We start from the raw sequence: 16,558 nt of genomic DNA on the forward strand, positions 1-16,558 counted from the left end.
ATCGTAATCGAGAGGATTCTTTTGCGCACCAAACTCCTGCCCCTGACCTTGCTGCTGTTGATCCAGAACGCATACGCTGTCGATCCCCCCAGCGCAGGCAGCCAGCTGCAGCAGATTCCCGTCGCGCCCCAGTTGCCGAAAGCGCCGCCGGCCATCCGCGTGCAGCAGGGCAATGTACCGGCCACCACGCTGGGCGATACCACCCGCATCACGGTGCAGCGCTTGCAGATCGCGGCGCCGCCCGTGTTTCCTGAAAGCGAACTGATCGCCAGCACGGGTTTCGTGCCGGGCAGCGAGCTGACCCTGGGCGAGCTGCGCGTCATGGCGTCAAAAATTGCCAGCTATTACCAGAACCGTGGCTATTTCCTCGCGCAGGCGTATCTGCCCGCGCAAGACATCCAGGATGGCGTGGTGCAAATCACCGTGCTGCCGGGCCAGTATGGGCAAGTGCAGCTGCGCAACCAGAGCAATTTGTCGGACGGCCTGGCTGGCACGATATTGGCCGGTCTCGACGGGCAAGTGATTTCCACGCCGCCGCTGGAGCGGCGCTTGCTGTTGCTGTCGGACTTGCCGGGCTTGCAGGTCAGCTCGACCCTGGCGCCGGGTGCGTCCCTGGGCGCGTCCGACCTCATCGTCGAGGTGCAGCCGGGATCGCGTTTCAACGGCAGCATCGACGTCGATAACCAGGGCAACCGCTACACGGGCCGCAACCGCATCGGCGCCACCCTGAACATCAATGAACTGGCCGGCATCGGCGACGTGGCCAGCGTGCGCGCGTTTACCTCGGCCGACGGCTTGAACTACGGCCGCCTGGCGTATCAGGGGCAGGCCGGTTTGCTGCGCCTGGGCGGCGCCTACACGTATATGGATTACAAGCTGGGCAAGGAATTTGCCGTGCTCGACGCCAAGGGCACGGCGAAGATCGCCAGTGCGTATGGCAGTTATCCGCTGATCCGCTCGCGCAGCAGCAACCTGTATGCGCAAGTCAGCTACGACGACAAGACCTTCCAGGATCGCACGGAATCGACGGGCACGGTCAACGACAAGACGGCCAGGGTGTGGATGCTGAACCTGAACGGCGACGCCAAGGATGGCTGGGGCGGCGGTGGCGTGAGCACGTATTCCATCACTTACACCACGGGCAAGATCGACATCGAGACGCCGGAGGCGCGCATGATCGACAGGCTGACGGTGGACACCCACGGCAGCTTCCACAAGCTCGCTTTCAATGCGGCGCGCCTGCAAAGCCTGGGCGGCGAGACGAGCTTGTTTGGCACCCTCAGCGGCCAGGCGGCGTCGAAAAATCTCGACGTCTCTGAAAAGATGGGCATCGGCGGCATGGGCGGCGTGCGCGCCTATCCGGGTGGCGAGGCGTATGGCGACCAGGGTTACGTGCTGAACCTGGAACTGCGCCAGAACCTCACTGCCTTCACGGCCTTGCCCGGTCAGCTGCAGGTGCTGGCCTTTGCCGACACGGGCAGCGTCAAGCTGAACCGCGACGCCTGGAGCGCTGGCGAGAACCGCCGCACCCTGAGCGGCGCCGGCTTGGGCGTGACGTGGACGGGCGCCAATGCGCTCGTCCTGAAAGCGTATTACGCACACAAGCTGGGCAATGCCAAGGCGACCTCCGCACCGGACTCCGCAGGCCGTTTCTGGCTGCAAGCCGTCAAGTACTTCTAAAAACCTACTGCGCGTCGCGATTTGCGGCTTGCGATGCTCACTGTGCGTGCGCACAGCTGCGCTTCTCAGCCGCAACTCACATCCGCTCGCTACGGTTTTTTAGATGTTGTAAGTAAATGAGCAAATAAATCAAGACCACCAGGACACCGCCATGAACCGCATCTACCGCTCCATCTGGAACCAGGCCACGGGCGCCTACGCCGCCGTTTCCGAAAACGTCAAATCCGCCGGCAAGCGCTCGATGCCAGGATGCAGCGGGGGCGGGACGCATTTCGCCTTGACCAGCATGGCGGCGGCGCTGATGCTGGGCTACGGCAGTCTGGCGCTGGCGGGGCCGGCGGGTGGCACGGTGGTGGCGGGGCAGGCAACGATCAACGGCGCGCCGGGCGCCACGGTGATCCGGCAGGGCAGCCAGAACGCGGTGATCAACTGGGCCAACTTCAATATCAACAAGGGCGAGTCCGTGCAATTCGTGCAGCCGAACAGCAATGCGGTGGCCTTGAACCGCGTGCTGGGCAGCGATGGCACGACCATCCTCGGCAACTTGTCGGCCAACGGCAAGGTGTTTATCGTCAACCCGAACGGTGTGCTGTTCGGCCAGGGCGCGTCCGTCAACACGGCGGGCCTGGTGGCCTCGACCCTGGATATTTCGAATAGCGATTTCATGTCGGGCAAGTACCAATTTTCCGGCAACGGTACCGGCAAGGTGCTGAACCAGGGCAGCATCAGCGCGCCGGGCGGCTATGTGGCCTTGCTGGGCGCGAACGTGTCGAACGAGGGCACGATCCAGGCACGCCTGGGCTCGGTGGCCCTGGCGGCGGGCCGCGCCATCACGCTCGATGTGGCGGGCGACGGCTTGCTCAATGTCGCCGTCAACGCGGGCGCCGTGGGCGCTTTGGTCAACAATGGCGGCATGATCCGGGCCGATGGCGGCAGCGTGGTATTGACGGCGCAGGCGGCCGGCGACTTGCTGAAAACCGTCGTCAACAGCACGGGCGTGATCGAGGCGCACACCATCGACACACGCGGCGGCACGATCAAGTTGCTGGGTGACATGCAGACCGGCACGGTGAACGCGGGCGGCACGCTGGACGCCAGCGCGCCAACCGGCGGCAAGGGTGGCTTTATCGACACCTCGGCCGCGCACGTGAAGATCGACGATGCGTTGAAGGTCACGACGGCATCCAGCCACGGCCTGACCGGCACCTGGCTGATCGATCCGACCGACTACACCATCGCGGCGACCGGCGGCGACCAGACTGGCGCGTTTTATACCAATGCGCTCAAGAGCACCAGTGTCCAGATTCAGAGCATCTCGGGCGGCAGCGGCACGCTGGGCAACATCAACGTCAACGACACGATTTCATGGTCGGCCAACCAGCTGAAGATGACGGCGCAAAACAATATCAATATCAACCAGCCGCTGCGCGGCTCCGGCACGGCCAGCCTAGCACTGGAATATGGCCAGAGTGGCGTCGCCTCCGGCAATCTATCCACCTACAATGTCAAGGCGGAAGTGGATCTGCCATCGGGGCTGAACTTCAGCACCAAGCTGGGCAGCGATACGGTGACGGCGACGACCTACATGGTGATCAACAGCCTGGGTGCGGCCACCAGCACCAGCGGCACCGACTTGCAGGGCTTGAAAAATGCGTTGTCCGGCAACTTCGTGCTGGGCGCCAATATCGATGCCAGCGGCACGGCGAACACGGCGGTCTGGGGCGCCAACCGCTTCACGCCGATCGGCACCACCACCGTGCCATTCACCGGCCAGTTCGACGGCCTGGGCCATGTCATCACCGGCTTGAGCAGCGGCACCACCACCAGCAACAGCTCTGTCGGCTTGTTCGGCACGATCAACTCTGCGGCGAATGTGCGCAATATCGGCCTGCTTGGGGTCGCGATCACGTCCAACGTGGCGAGCGGCAGCTACGGCAATGTGGGGGCGCTGGTCGGCTTCAATTATGGCGGCACCATCAATAATGCCTATGTCGGCAGCGGTACCCTGACCAGCCCCGGTATCGTGGCGCTGGGCGGCCTGGTCGGGAAAAATTCCGGCACCATCAGCAATAGCTACAACAACGCCGCGCTACTGGTGACGACAAATAGCCCCAGCGCTCTCGGTGGGCTGGTCGGCAAAGCCGTCGGCGGCAGCAACATCAGCAACAGTTATAACAGCGGCACGGTGACCTCGAATAAAGCCGCTGCCGGCGGCCTCGTCGGCACCAACCTGGGCAGCATCACCGACAGTTTCAACACCGGCGCCGTGACTGCCGGTACCGGCGCGGGCGGCATCACCCCCGTCAATGGCACCAACTCCGGCATAGGCCTTATCACCAACAGCTATAACACCGGCGCCATCGCCGGCGCTGGGCAAGTCGGCGGCGTAGCTGGTAGCAATATGTTGAAGGGTACCATCACCAATAGTTACTCGACCGGATCGGTGACGGCCGCGGCTACGACCGGCACCGTTCGCGCATACGGTGGCCTGGTCGGCGAAAACCGGGGCACCATCGCCAACAGTTATGCCACCGGCGCCGTCAGCGGCACGGTCGCGACAGGCGGCGTGGTGGGTTCGAGCCCGGCCAGCGGCACGATCACCAATGTGTATTCTTCCGGCGTGGTGAGCTTGATCAGCGGCGGCACCGGTACGCCGGGCGGGGTGGTCGGGAACCTGGGCGGCACCAGCTCGATCAACGGCGGCTATTTCAATACGACGCTGAACTCGATGGCGGCCCTCGGCGTCAACAGCAGCACCAACACCACCCCCGTCACTGCTGTCAGCGGCCTGACAGCGACGCAAATGCAAACTGGGGCGAACTTCGGCGCGTTCACCTTTACGACCAGCACCGGCCAGTCGGGCAATAACTGGGTCATGGTCAATACCGACGGCACGCTCAACGGCGCGGGCAACGCGACAGGCGCCACCGGACCGATGTTGTCTTCCGAGTACAGCACCACGATCAAATCGGCGCATCAATTGCAATTGATGGCGATGGACCTGGCCGGCAATTACACGCTGAAGCAGGATATCAACGCCGCCAGCACCGGCACCGGCAGCGACGTCTGGAATGGCGGGACCTTCGTGCCGGTGGGCACCAGCGGCACCAGCCGGTTCACCGGCACTTTCGATGGCGCCGGCCATGTCATTTCCGGCCTGGTTGTCAACCGTCCAAGCACGGATTACGCCGGCCTGTTCGGCGCCACGTCGAGCACGGCGATTGTGCGCAATGTCGGCCTGGAAGGCGGCAGCATCACCGGCAGGGATAACACCGGCGCGCTGGTTGGCAACAATGCCGGCATTGTCAGCGGCAATTACAGCACCGCGAGCGTGACCGGCTCGACCGACGTCGGCGGCCTGGTCGGCAGCAATAGTGGCACTGTCAGCAACAGCTATGCCTCCGGCACGGTGAGCGGCGGGACCGATGTAGGCGGCCTGGTCGGCCTGAACTCCGGCACCTTGAGCAATAACTACGCCACCGGCGCCGTCTCAGGCATCCTCAACGTGGGCGGCCTGGTCGGCGCAAATAGTGGCGGCACCGCCACCGGCAATGTCTGGGACACCACCACCACGGGCCAGGCCACCAGTGCCACCGGCACCGGCTTGAGCACCGCGCAAATGAAATCGCTGGCCACCTACAGCGGGGCGTCGTGGGACCTGTCCAGCACGTGGATCGTCTACGACACGAATACTTATCCCTTGCTGCGCGCCTTCATGACGCCGCTGCAGGTGACGTTTGCCTCGAACGCCAGCAAGACCTATGACGGCACCAGCAACTGGACGGCGCCGGGCTACACTTATTCGTACCCGAATGCCACGCTATCCGGTTCGCTGAACTATGGCGCGGCGGGCAGCGCGGTCAACGCCGGCACCTACGCCATCACGGCCGGCGGCCTGTATTCCGGCCAGCGCGGTTATGCCATCAGTGCCAATGCCGCCACCCTGACTATCGACAAGCGCGCCGCGACCCTGAGCGGCGCCACGGTGGAAACGCGCGTCTATGACGGCACCACGGCCGCCACGCTCTCCGGCGGCTCGCTGTCCGGCGTACTGTCGCAGGACAGCGGCAACCTCACGTTCAACACGGGGACCTTCGATACCAAGGATGCGGGTACCGGCAAAGCCGTCACGGCGATCACCACCGGCAGCGCCGGTGGCAACTATACCGTCACTGCCACCGGTATGACCGGCACCATCACGCCGAAAGCGCTGACCTTGTCCGGCCTGGCCGCCACCACCCGGCAATATAACGGCGGCACCGCCGCCACGCTGACCGGCGGCTCCCTGACTGGCCTGGTCGGCAGCGAAACGCTGAACCTGGGCGCCACGAGCGGCGAATTCGCCGGCAAGAACGCCGGCACCCAAGCGGTGACGGTCACGCTGGGCACGCTATCCGATGGCACCGGCCTGGCCAGCAACTACACGCTCGATGCGCCGACCAGCGTTACCGGCACCATCACACCCAAGGCCTTGAGCTGGACTAACCTGGCGGTGGATAATAAAGAGTACGACGGCAACGAGACGGCCGCCATCAACAAGGGCAGCATCACCGGCTATGTGAGCGGCGAAGGACTGATATCAGGCTCTACCGCCGCGTTTGCTGACAAGAACGCCGGCAATAACAAGGTAGTCACCGTCCGTACCACCCTGGGCAATGGCAGCGGCGGCGGCCTGGCGTCCAACTACACGCTGGTCGATACCACCGTGTTGGCCAGCATCACGCCCAAAACCCTGACGTTGACCGGCGTGACGGCAGGCAACAAGACTTACGACGGCACCAAGGCGGCCGCAATTACGGGCGGCACCCTGGGCGGCATGATCAACGGCGAAACGGTCGGCCTGGGCACGCTGTCGGGCAGCTTTGCCGACCAGAACGCCGGCAATGGCATAGCCGTGACGGTCACCGGTGGCAGCTTGAGCGACGGCAGCAATGGCGGCCTGGCCAGCAACTACACGCTCGCCAGCGTGACGGGCCTGAAGGCTGATATCGCGCAAAAGGCGCTGACGGTCAGCGGCGTGAGCGTCGCCAGCAAGGGCTATGACGGCAACACCAAGGCGACCATTTCGGGCGGCACCCTGAATGGCCTGGTGATCGGCGAAACCCTGAGCCTGTCTGGCCAGAGCGGCGCATTCAACGACAAGGACGCGGGCAACGGCAAGGCCGTGACGGTGACCGGCGCCACGCTGGCCGACGGCACCGGCTTGGCCAGCAACTATACGGTCAGCAACGCGACCGGCGTCACCGGCAATATCACGCCGAAGGCGCTGACGGTCACCGGTGCCAGCGCGGTAACCCGCGTCTATGATGGCACCACTGCCGCGACCCTGGCGGGCGGCGTGCTCGATGGTCTGGTCAGCGGCGAAACATTGACGCTGTCCGGCTTGAGCGGCGCCTATGCCACCAAGAATGCCGGCAGCGGCAAGGCCGTCACCGTCACCGGCGCCACGCTGGCCGATAATGCCGGCGGCCTGGCCAGCAATTACACGGTCAGCAATCCGACCAGTGTGACCGGCAACGTCACCAAGGCAAGTATTTCCAGCGTCAGCGGCTTGAGCGCCAGCGACAAGACCTACGATGGCAGCACTGCCGCCGTGATTGGCGGCAAGGCCGTCATCACCGGCATGGTGGTTGGCGACGATCTGGCCTTGTCCAGCGCCAGCGGCGCCTTCAGCGACCAGAATGCGGGCACCGGCAAGACTGTCAATATCTCCGGCATCACGCTGACGGGCAACGACCTGGCCAACTATAACCTCACCAATGCCAGCGCCACGGCCACCGCCAGCATCACCCGGAAGGCATTGACGGTGATCGGTGCAACAGCCGCCGACCGGGTCTACGATGGCAGCACGGTGGCAATCATCAGCGGCGGCAGCCTGGACGGCCTGGTCGGCAAGGAAACCCTGACGCTGACCAGCATGACGGGCCTGTTTGCCGACAAGAATGTCGGCACCACGAAAGCGGTGACCGTCAGTGGCGCGGCCTTGACGGGCGGCGCCAATGGCGGCCTGGCGTCCAACTACACGGTCACCGGTTCGACCGGTTTGACGGCCAATATCACCAAGGCCACCATCAGCACCATCAGCAATATCGTCGCCGACAACAAGGTCTACGACGCCAACACCAAGGCCACCGTCAGCGCCACCGGCGCCACCTTCAACGGCATGGTGGGCGGCGACAGCCTGTCGATCAGCGCCACCAGCGCCACGTTCGCCGACAAGAACGCCGGCAACGGCAAGACGGTGGCCGTCAGCGGCATCGCCCTGGGAGGCCTTGACGCGGTCAACTACAACCTGACCAACACCACCGGCAGCGGCACCGGCGCCATCACGCCGAAGGCGCTGACGATTACCGGCATGTCGGCCGTCAACAAGATCTATGACGGCAACACCAAGGCCAGCGTGACGGGCGGCTCGATCAGCGGCCTGGTCGGCTCGGAAACCCTGGGCGTGACGGGCTTGAGCGTCACCTTCAATGACAAGAACGCCGGCACCGGCAAGGCTGTCACGGCCACCGGCACGACCCTGGTCAACGGCGGCAACGGCGGCCTGGCCAGCAACTACACGATGGCCAACCCGACCGGCTTCACGGCCAATATCACGCCGAAAGCGTTGACGGTATCGGGCATGACGGCCGGTACGCGTGTGTATGACGGCACCACGGCCGCGACCCTGGCCGGTGGCAGTTTGACGGGCCTGGTAACGGGCGAGACGCTGGTGGTCTCGGGCGGCAGCGGCGTGTTTGGCAACAAGAACGCCGGCAACGGCAAGGCGGTGACGGTGTCGGGCGTCAGCCTGCTTGACGGCACGGGCCTGGCCAGCAACTACACGGTCAGCAATCCGACCAATGTGACGGGTTCCATCACGCAAAAAGCGTTGAGCGTCACCGGCGCGCTGGCGGCCGACAAAACCTATGACGGCGCGCTCGATGCGAGCATCACGGGCGGCAGCCTGAGCGGCTTTGTCGGTTCGGAAACGGTAGGCCTGGCGAGCCTGGCCGGTGCGTTTGCGGACAAGGACGCAGGCAGCGGCAAGGCCGTCAGCATCACCGGCGGCACCTTGTCCAACGGCAGCAATGGCGGCCTGGCCAGCAATTACTCGGTCGGCCCTGTCAGCGGTCTTGCGGCCAGCATCGCGCAAAAAGCTTTGAGCGTCACCGGCGTGGCGGCCGCCAACAAGGTCTATGACGGCACGACCAAGGCAAGCGTGACCGGCGGCAGCTTGAACGGCCTGGTCGGTGGCGAAACCCTGGGCCTGTCCGGCCTGTCGGGCGCCTTCGGCGACAAGAACGCCGGCACCGGCAAAGCCGTCATTGTCAGCGGCGCGCAGATCAGCGATGGCACCGGGCTGGCCAGCAACTACACGGTCGGCAACCCGACTGACGTGACGGCCAATATCAACCAGGCCACCATCAGCTCGGTGACCAATGTCGTGGCCGACAGCAAGGTCTATGACGGTGGTACTTCCGTCACCTTCGCTACGGCCACGGCCACTTTCAATGGCATGGTGAGCGGCGACAGCCTGGCCATCGGCGCCACCAAGGCCGCGTTCAGCGACAAGAACGCCGGCACCGGCAAGGCCGTGACGATCTCTTCCCTGACACTGGGCGGCCTTGACGCGGCCAACTACACGCTGGCGAGCAGCACCGCGACCGGCACCGGCAGCATCACGCCTAAAGCGCTGACGATTACCGGCATGTCGGCCGTCAACAAGATCTATGACGGCAGCACCAAGGCGACCTTGTCGGGCGGCTCGATCAGTGGCCTGGTCGGTATGGAAACCCTGGGCGTGACGGGCTTGAGCGCCACCTTCGATACCAAGGACGCCGGCACCGGCAAGACGGTGACGGCGACCGGTTCGACCCTGGTTAACGGCGGCAACGGCGGCCTGGCGGCCAACTACACGATCAGCAACCCGAGCGGCCTGATCGCCAGTATCACGCCGAAAGCGCTGACGGTATCGGGCATGACGGCGGGCACGCGCGCCTATGACGGCACCACGGCCGCGACCCTGGCCGGCGGCAGTTTGAGCGGCCTGGTAACGGGCGAGACGCTGGTGGTCTCGGGCGGCAGCGGCGTGTTTGGCGACAAGAACGCCGGCAACGGCAAGGCCGTGACGGTGTCGGGCATCAGCCTGCTTGACGGCACGGGCCGGGCCAGCAATTACACGGTCAGCAATCCGAGCAATGTGACTGGTTCCATCACGCAAAAAGTGCTGACCGTCACCGGCGCACTGGCGGCCGACAAAACCTATGACGGAGCGGAGGGCGCCACTATCACGGGCGGCACCCTGAACGGCCTGGTGGGCTCTGAAACGGTCGGCCTGGCGGACCTGGCCGGTGCATTTTCGGACAAGAATGCCGGCAGCGGCAAGGCCGTCAGCGTCACCGGCGGGACCTTGTCCAACGGCAGCAACGGCGGCCTGGCCAGCAATTACACGGTCAGCAACCCGACCGGCTTGACGGCCAGCATCACGGCCAAGGCCTTGACGCTGACGGGCCAGCTGGCTGGCAATAAAGTCTACGACGGCAATACGGCGGCGCAATTGTCCGGTGGCGTGCTGGCGGGCCTGGTGGCGGGCGAAAGCCTGGGCTTGGCTGGCCAGACGGCGACGTTTGCCGACAAGAACGCGGCCAATGGCAAAGCTGTGACGGTGACGGGCACGAGCCTGGTCGATACGGCCAGCGGCCTGGCCAGCAACTACACGGTCAGCGACCCGAGCGGCTTGACGGCCAGCATCACGCCGAAAGCCTTGACGGTAGCCGGCCAGCTGGCTGGCAATAAAGTCTACGACGGCAATGCAGAAGCCAGCCTGTCCGGCGGCGCCCTGAGCGGCCTGGTGGCGGGCGAAACCCTGGGCTTGGCTGGCCAGACAGCAAGCTTTGCCGACAAGAACGCGGCCAATGGCAAAGCCGTGACGGTGACGGGCACGACCCTGGTCGACACCATCACCGGTCTGGCCAGCAACTATACGGTCAGCAACCCGACCGGCTTGACGGCCAGCATCACGGCCAAGGCCTTGACGCTGACGGGCCAGTTGGCTGGCAGTAAAGTCTACGACGGCAATGCACAAGCCAGCCTGTCCGGTGGCGCCTTGAGCGGCCTGGTGGCGGGTGAGGCATTGGGCATTGTGGGTCAAACTGCCGTGTTCAGCGACAAGAACGCGGCCAATGGCAAAGCCGTGACGGTGACGGGCACGAGCCTGCTCGACACGGCCAGCGGCCTGGCCAGCAACTACACGGTTAGCGACCCGACCGGCTTGACGGCCAGCATCATGGCCAAGGCCTTGACGCTGACGGGCCAGTTGGCTGGCAATAAAGTCTATGACGGCAATACGGCGGCGCAATTGTCCGGTGGCGCCTTGAGCGGCCTGGTGGCGGGTGAGGCATTGGGCATTGCGGGTCAAACTGCCGTGTTCAGCGACAAGAACGCGGCCAATGGCAAAGCCGTGACGGTGACGGGTACAAGCCTGGTCGATACGGCCAGCGGCCTGGCCAGCAACTACACGGTTAGCGACCCGACCGGCCTCACGGCCAGCATCACGGCCAAGGCCTTGACGGTGACGGGCCAACTGGCTGGCAATAAAGTCTACGACGGCAATGCACAAGCCAGCCTGTCCGGCGGCGCCCTGAGCGGTCTGGTGGCGGGTGAAAGCCTGCGCATTGGTGGCCAGACGGCGACGTTTGCCGACAAGAACGCGGCCAATGGCAAAACCGTGTCGGTCAGCGGCACGACCTTGGTCGATACTGCCAGCGGCCTGGCCAGCAACTACACGGTCAGCAATCCGACCGGCCTCACGGCCAGCATCACGGCCAAGGCCTTGACGGTGACGGGCCAAGTGGCTGGCAATAAAGTCTACGACGGCAATGCACAAGCCAGCCTGTCCGGTGGCGCCTTGAGCGGCCTGGTGGCGGGTGAGGCATTGGGCATTGTGGGTCAAACTGCCGTGTTCAGCGACAAGAACGCGGCCAATGGCAAAGCCGTGACGGTGACGGGCACGAGCCTGCTCGACACGGCCAGCGGCCTGGCCAGCAACTACACGGTTAGCGACCCGACCGGCTTGACGGCCAGCATCATGGCCAAGGCCTTGACGCTGACGGGCCAGTTGGCTGGCAATAAAGTCTACGACGGCAATACGGCGGCGCAATTGTCCGGTGGCGTGCTGGCGGGCCTGGTGGCGGGCGAAACCCTGGGCTTGGCTGGCCAGACGGCGACGTTTGCCGACAAGAACGCGGCCAATGGCAAAGCCGTGACGGTGACGGGCACGAGCCTGGTCGACGCGGCCAGCGGCCTGGCCAGCAACTATACGGTCAGCAATCCGACCGGCTTGACGGCCAGCATTACGCCGGCCAGCCTGCTGGTGCGCGCCACGGGTGCCGCGCCGCGCGTGTATGACACCAGCACCAACACCAGCGTGACCCTGGCGGACAACCGTATCGCCGGCGACGTGCTGAGCATCAGCAACAGCGGCGCCAGCTTTGCCGACAAGAACGCCGGCGCCAACAAAACGGTGACGGTGAACGGCATTGCGCTCAGCGGTACGGACGCCGGCAATTACACGGTCAACGCCACGGCGACCACCACGGCCAGCATTACGCAGGCGGCCCTGGAGGTGAAGGTGGACAATGCCGAGAAAGACCAGGGTTTTGTCAATCCGGCCTTCACGGCCAGCTACACGGGCTTGCTGGGCAACGATACGCTGGCGAACGAGGTCAGCGGCAATCTGGCGTTCAGCACGCCGGCCAGCATCGCTACGCCATCGGGCCGCTATCTGGTGTCGGCTGCCGGCCAGACGTCGACCAATTATGCGTTGACCTACACGCCGGGTGTGCTGACCGTCAAGCCGACCGAAGCGCTGCAAAGCGCGGTGGCCAGCGTGATCGCGGCGGTCAATGTGGCGCCCTCGCAGGGCAATATGGTGCAGGCCGATGTCGTGGCGAAAGGCGAAACCGTGACCAGCAAGGAAGACGCGGTGCAGGTGGCGCTGGAGGGCCGTCAGCCGCAGCAGGGCAGCACGCCGGTGGTGCTGACGACGGCATCGGTGAACAGCAATGTCTTGCCGGGCTTGCGCCTGAGTGTGGTCGATACGGGCCTGCGACTGCCTGTGGCGGCTGGCAACACCAGCATCGAAAGCCAGTAAGCGTGCATTAACCGTAACCGGGCTTGCCAGTGGAAGTGCCGCTTCGTGACATACGCGAAGCGGCATTTTTTTCTGCCACCTGCTGGCGCCGTGCTCTCCTATAATCGCGAAATGGCCTTCACAATCTCACAGGTATTCAATGACTCCACATTTTATCGGCGTATCCGGCTTGCCGCGTGCTGGTTCGACGTTGCTGTGCCAGTTACTGGCCCAGCATCCCGATCTGCACAGTGAAGGCAATAGTTCGCCATTGTGCAATGCCTTGCTCGGCATGCGACATACGATCAGCGACGATCCTTTTTTTCTGTCCCAGCTAGATACCAGCTTCGACGCCAGCTATGGGCATTTGACGACGGCGATGCGCGGCTTCCTGCGCGGCTGGTACCAGGACTGCGGCAAGCAGGCCGTAGTGGACAAGAATCGCGGATGGCTGAAGGCGATGGAGATGTTGCTGCAACTGGCGCCGGAAGCGAAGCTGATCGTCTGCGTGCGCGAGCTGGGGCAGGTGTATGGTTCGGTCGAAGCCCAGCACCAGCGTACCATCCTGCTCGATTTTATCGACCACCTGGCCGATTACGACCGGCTGGGACGGGCCGACATGCTGTTTGGCAAGGATCGTACCATCGGCGCTCCGTTGAGCGATTTGCAAGGCATCCCCGACTTGCCACTGGCAGTACAGCAAAGGTTGTACGTGCTACGGTTTGAAGACATGATGGCACGCCCGGCCGAATGCATGGCGCATCTGTATGCCTGGCTGGGATTGGCACCGTTCCAGATCGATCCGGGCAAGCTGCGCGTGGGTTTGCGCGAAAGCGACAGCCACTACCGCATGAAATATACGCACCGTCAGTTTTCCAGCATCCGCGCGCCGCAACAGCATGCGATTCCGCCGCGTATCCAGCAGTATCTCGAAAATGCTTGCGGTTGGTTTTACGACATGTACTACCCTGCCAAGACTTGAAGCAGGCAAAAAAAACGCCAACCGTTGCCGGCTGGCGCTGAAAACCCTCGCAAGGAAGAAAGGGGGATTGGCTAGTAACTCCAGCGAACGGACAAACCGACGACCTTGTCATAGCGGCGCACATCGCGCACGTAGTCCGGCGTGTCGTGGTAGTCGCGGTAGGTCGAGTCGAGCAGGTTGTTCGCGTCCAGGGTCACCGTGGTGTGCGGGTTGAGCTTGTACGACACTGACGCGTCCAGGGTTTTCGTCGGCGCCACGGTCAGGTGGATGCCCTTGCCGCGGTAGTTGTAGTCGTCGACGTACTTGTCGCGCCAGCTGTAGGCAAGGCGCGCCGACCATGGTCCCTGTTCGTACAGACCGACGATGTTAGCCGACCATTTCGACATGCCCGTGAACGGATGTGCGCTGCCATTCAATTCTTCCAGTTCGCCCGTCATGTAGGTAGCGTTGGCCTGCAGGCCCAGGCCGCTCATCCAGCCTGGCAGTTTGTCGTAGAACTGCTGGTAGGCCATTTCCATGCCTTGCAGATGGCCCTTCGACGTGTTGCGCGGGCGCGTGATGTCGTACACGATGCCGCCATACGTTTCCTTGGCAGAACCGGACAGGATGTAATTCTTGAAGTTGTGGCGGAACACGGTGGCCGTGACGGAGCCCGTCTGCGCGAAATACCATTCCAGCGCCGCGTCGAGGTTCTTGCCTTCCACGGGTTTCAGGTCGGGATTGCCGCCACTGCCCGTGGGGCGCACCATTTCCAGGCTCTGGCCCAGGGTCACGCCGGGATTGAAGTCGGCGAAGTTTGGGCGCTGTACGGCCTTGCCGGCCGTCAGGCGGGCGATCAGGTCTTGGCGCAGCATGGCTTTCAGGGTCAGGCTGGGCAGCACGTCCGTGTCCGACGTTTTCACGCGCACGGGCGTGATGATGCCGTTTTGCGAGGAATTGCCTTGCAGGTCCTGCTTGGTCTGCACCACGCGCACGCCCAGGGTGCCATCGACCGGCACTTGTGCCAGGTCAAAGCCGATGCGCGCCTTGCCGTAGATGGCATTGGTTTTTTCCACATCCTTGAAGTGGGTCATCGGATCGTCGGGGCTGCGTTCGCTGCTGCCTGTAAATAGCTGGCGCAAGGTGTCCGTGTTGTTGAGCATGAAGTCGCGGCATGGCGTGAGCCAGCTTTGCAGGCCGAAGTTGCCCGTGTTCTGGTGCGAGGTGCAGGCCAGGCCTGGAATCGCATCCGCGTACATGGTCGACGTCAGGCCGCCCTGGCCATTTTTTTCGCGGATCGATTCGGCCTTGCGCTTGGCCAGGCGCACGCCGCCCGAAAATTCGCGGAAGAAGCCCGTGCTGTCCATGTCGTAAGTGACGTCGGCGCGCCAATCGGTCGAGCTGCCTTCGTCGTGGTTGTGGTTATCGTAGAAGCCGAGCAGCGTATAGTTCTTCGGGTCCAGCATGTTGTAGCCGGGGTAGCTGATCTGCGCGCCGCCGTTGACGTTGGTGCTGCCGATGATGCTGGTCGGATGCGCGAGGAAGTCGAGGATGGGAAATTCGCGCTCGAAGTTGCTCACCGTGCGCGCCAGCTCCGTGGTGGCGCGCAACTGCGGCGTGATGTCCCAGCGCGCGCCGATGGCGCCTTGCGAACCGATCGAGCGGTCGCGCCGCGCCTGGGTCGAACCGAGCGTGAACGGCGACCATGGGCCGTCGATCTTGCCCACTGTGGCCGCCTGGTTGGTGCCGGGGATCAGGGTGATGTCCGGGTTCTGGCCCCAGGGCAGCGAACCGACGAAGAACTGGCTGTCGAACGCGTGCTTGATCAGGGTCGACATGCCTTCCGCATACACTTCCACCTGCGAGTTCGGGCGCCACTGGAAGGCGGCATTCGCCGCATAGCGCTTGCGGTCGCCCACGGTCGGAATCATGCCGACGGAATCGGGGCCCGTGATGTTGCCCGCTTCCGGGCGCTTCACCGGTTCGGCGTTCCAGATCGTCTCGTCATAGTATTTGCTGCGCTGATAGGACAGGCCGAGCAGGGCGCCGAATTCGCCGTACGGGGTTTTCCAGCGGTTCGAGACCATGCCGCTGACGTTCGGGTCCGTCGAGCCGGACTTGTCACGGTGCTCGGCGCGCACATTGCCAGACGCCGTAAAACCTTTGAAGTCGAAGGGGCGGTTGGTGCGCACGTCGATCACGCCGGCCGTGCCGCCTTCGACCATGTCGGCGCCCTGCGATTTATAGACGTCCACGCGCTGCAGCATGGCCGTCGGAATGTCGGCCAGGTACAGGCTGCGGCCCACGGACGTGAACATTTCGCGGCCGTTGAGCAAGGTCACCACGCCTGGCAGGCCGCGGATGATGACGGAGCCTGCTTCGCCGCCTTCGCGGCGAATTTGCACGCCCGTCACGCGGCCGAGGATTTCGGCCACGTTCTTGTCGGGGAATTTGCCGATTTCATCGGCGACGATGGAGTCGACCACCTGGTCGTTGTTCTTCTTGATCGTCTGCGCACTCTGTGCGGCGCGGCGTACGCCCGTGACGGCCACCACGGCGATGCCGCTGTCGGCTGGTGCCGCCGCCGGCGCTGTTTCTGCCACTTCTGCCGCCGGTGTCTCCACGGCGGGCGCCTGTTGCGCCCAGACGGAAGCGCTGCTCAGCAGGCCTGCGCCGGCCAGCGCGGCCACCGTGGCCTTCAAGGTCAACCGTGTGTTTTGCTTGGGCGTGCGGGTGCCCGTTGCCATCCATTGCTTCATCTTGTCTCCACCTGTATTTTAGTTATGTTGAGAACGCTGCGG

4 protein-coding genes are annotated in these 16,558 nt (G+C 64.1%); 3 read left to right on the forward strand and 1 reads right to left on the reverse strand.

The features are described from left to right. Positions 1-21 precede the first annotated feature (21 nt). From ACP7EG_RS01365 to ACP7EG_RS01375, 3 genes are all read left to right on the forward strand, one after another. Positions 22-1,680, forward strand: coding sequence for a ShlB/FhaC/HecB family hemolysin secretion/activation protein (locus tag ACP7EG_RS01365; protein WP_426086114.1), 1,659 nt, complete (start codon positions 22-24; stop codon positions 1,678-1,680). 151 nt (positions 1,681-1,831) lie between these two features. Then, positions 1,832-12,817 carry a YDG domain-containing protein gene (locus ACP7EG_RS01370; RefSeq protein WP_426086115.1) on the forward strand — a complete coding sequence of 3,662 codons (10,986 nt, stop codon included), beginning with the start codon at positions 1,832-1,834 and terminating at the stop codon, positions 12,815-12,817. Positions 12,818-12,956: 139 nt separating this feature from the next. Further along, positions 12,957-13,778, forward strand: a complete 822-nt coding sequence (locus ACP7EG_RS01375) for a sulfotransferase family protein (protein ID WP_426086117.1) — start codon at positions 12,957-12,959, stop codon at positions 13,776-13,778. Positions 13,779-13,849: 71 nt separating this feature from the next. On the opposite strand, the gene ACP7EG_RS01380 is transcribed toward ACP7EG_RS01375, so the two are convergent. Continuing rightward, the gene (locus tag ACP7EG_RS01380) at positions 13,850-16,516 is read right to left on the reverse strand and encodes a TonB-dependent receptor (protein WP_426086118.1); all 2,667 of its coding nucleotides are present in this window, start codon (positions 16,514-16,516) and stop codon (positions 13,850-13,852) included. Positions 16,517-16,558: the final 42 nt, after the last annotated feature.

The sequence above is a fragment of the Janthinobacterium sp. PSPC1-1 genome (genome assembly GCF_049897625.1).
GTDB classification, from domain to species: domain Bacteria; phylum Pseudomonadota; class Gammaproteobacteria; order Burkholderiales; family Burkholderiaceae_D; genus Janthinobacterium; species Janthinobacterium tructae.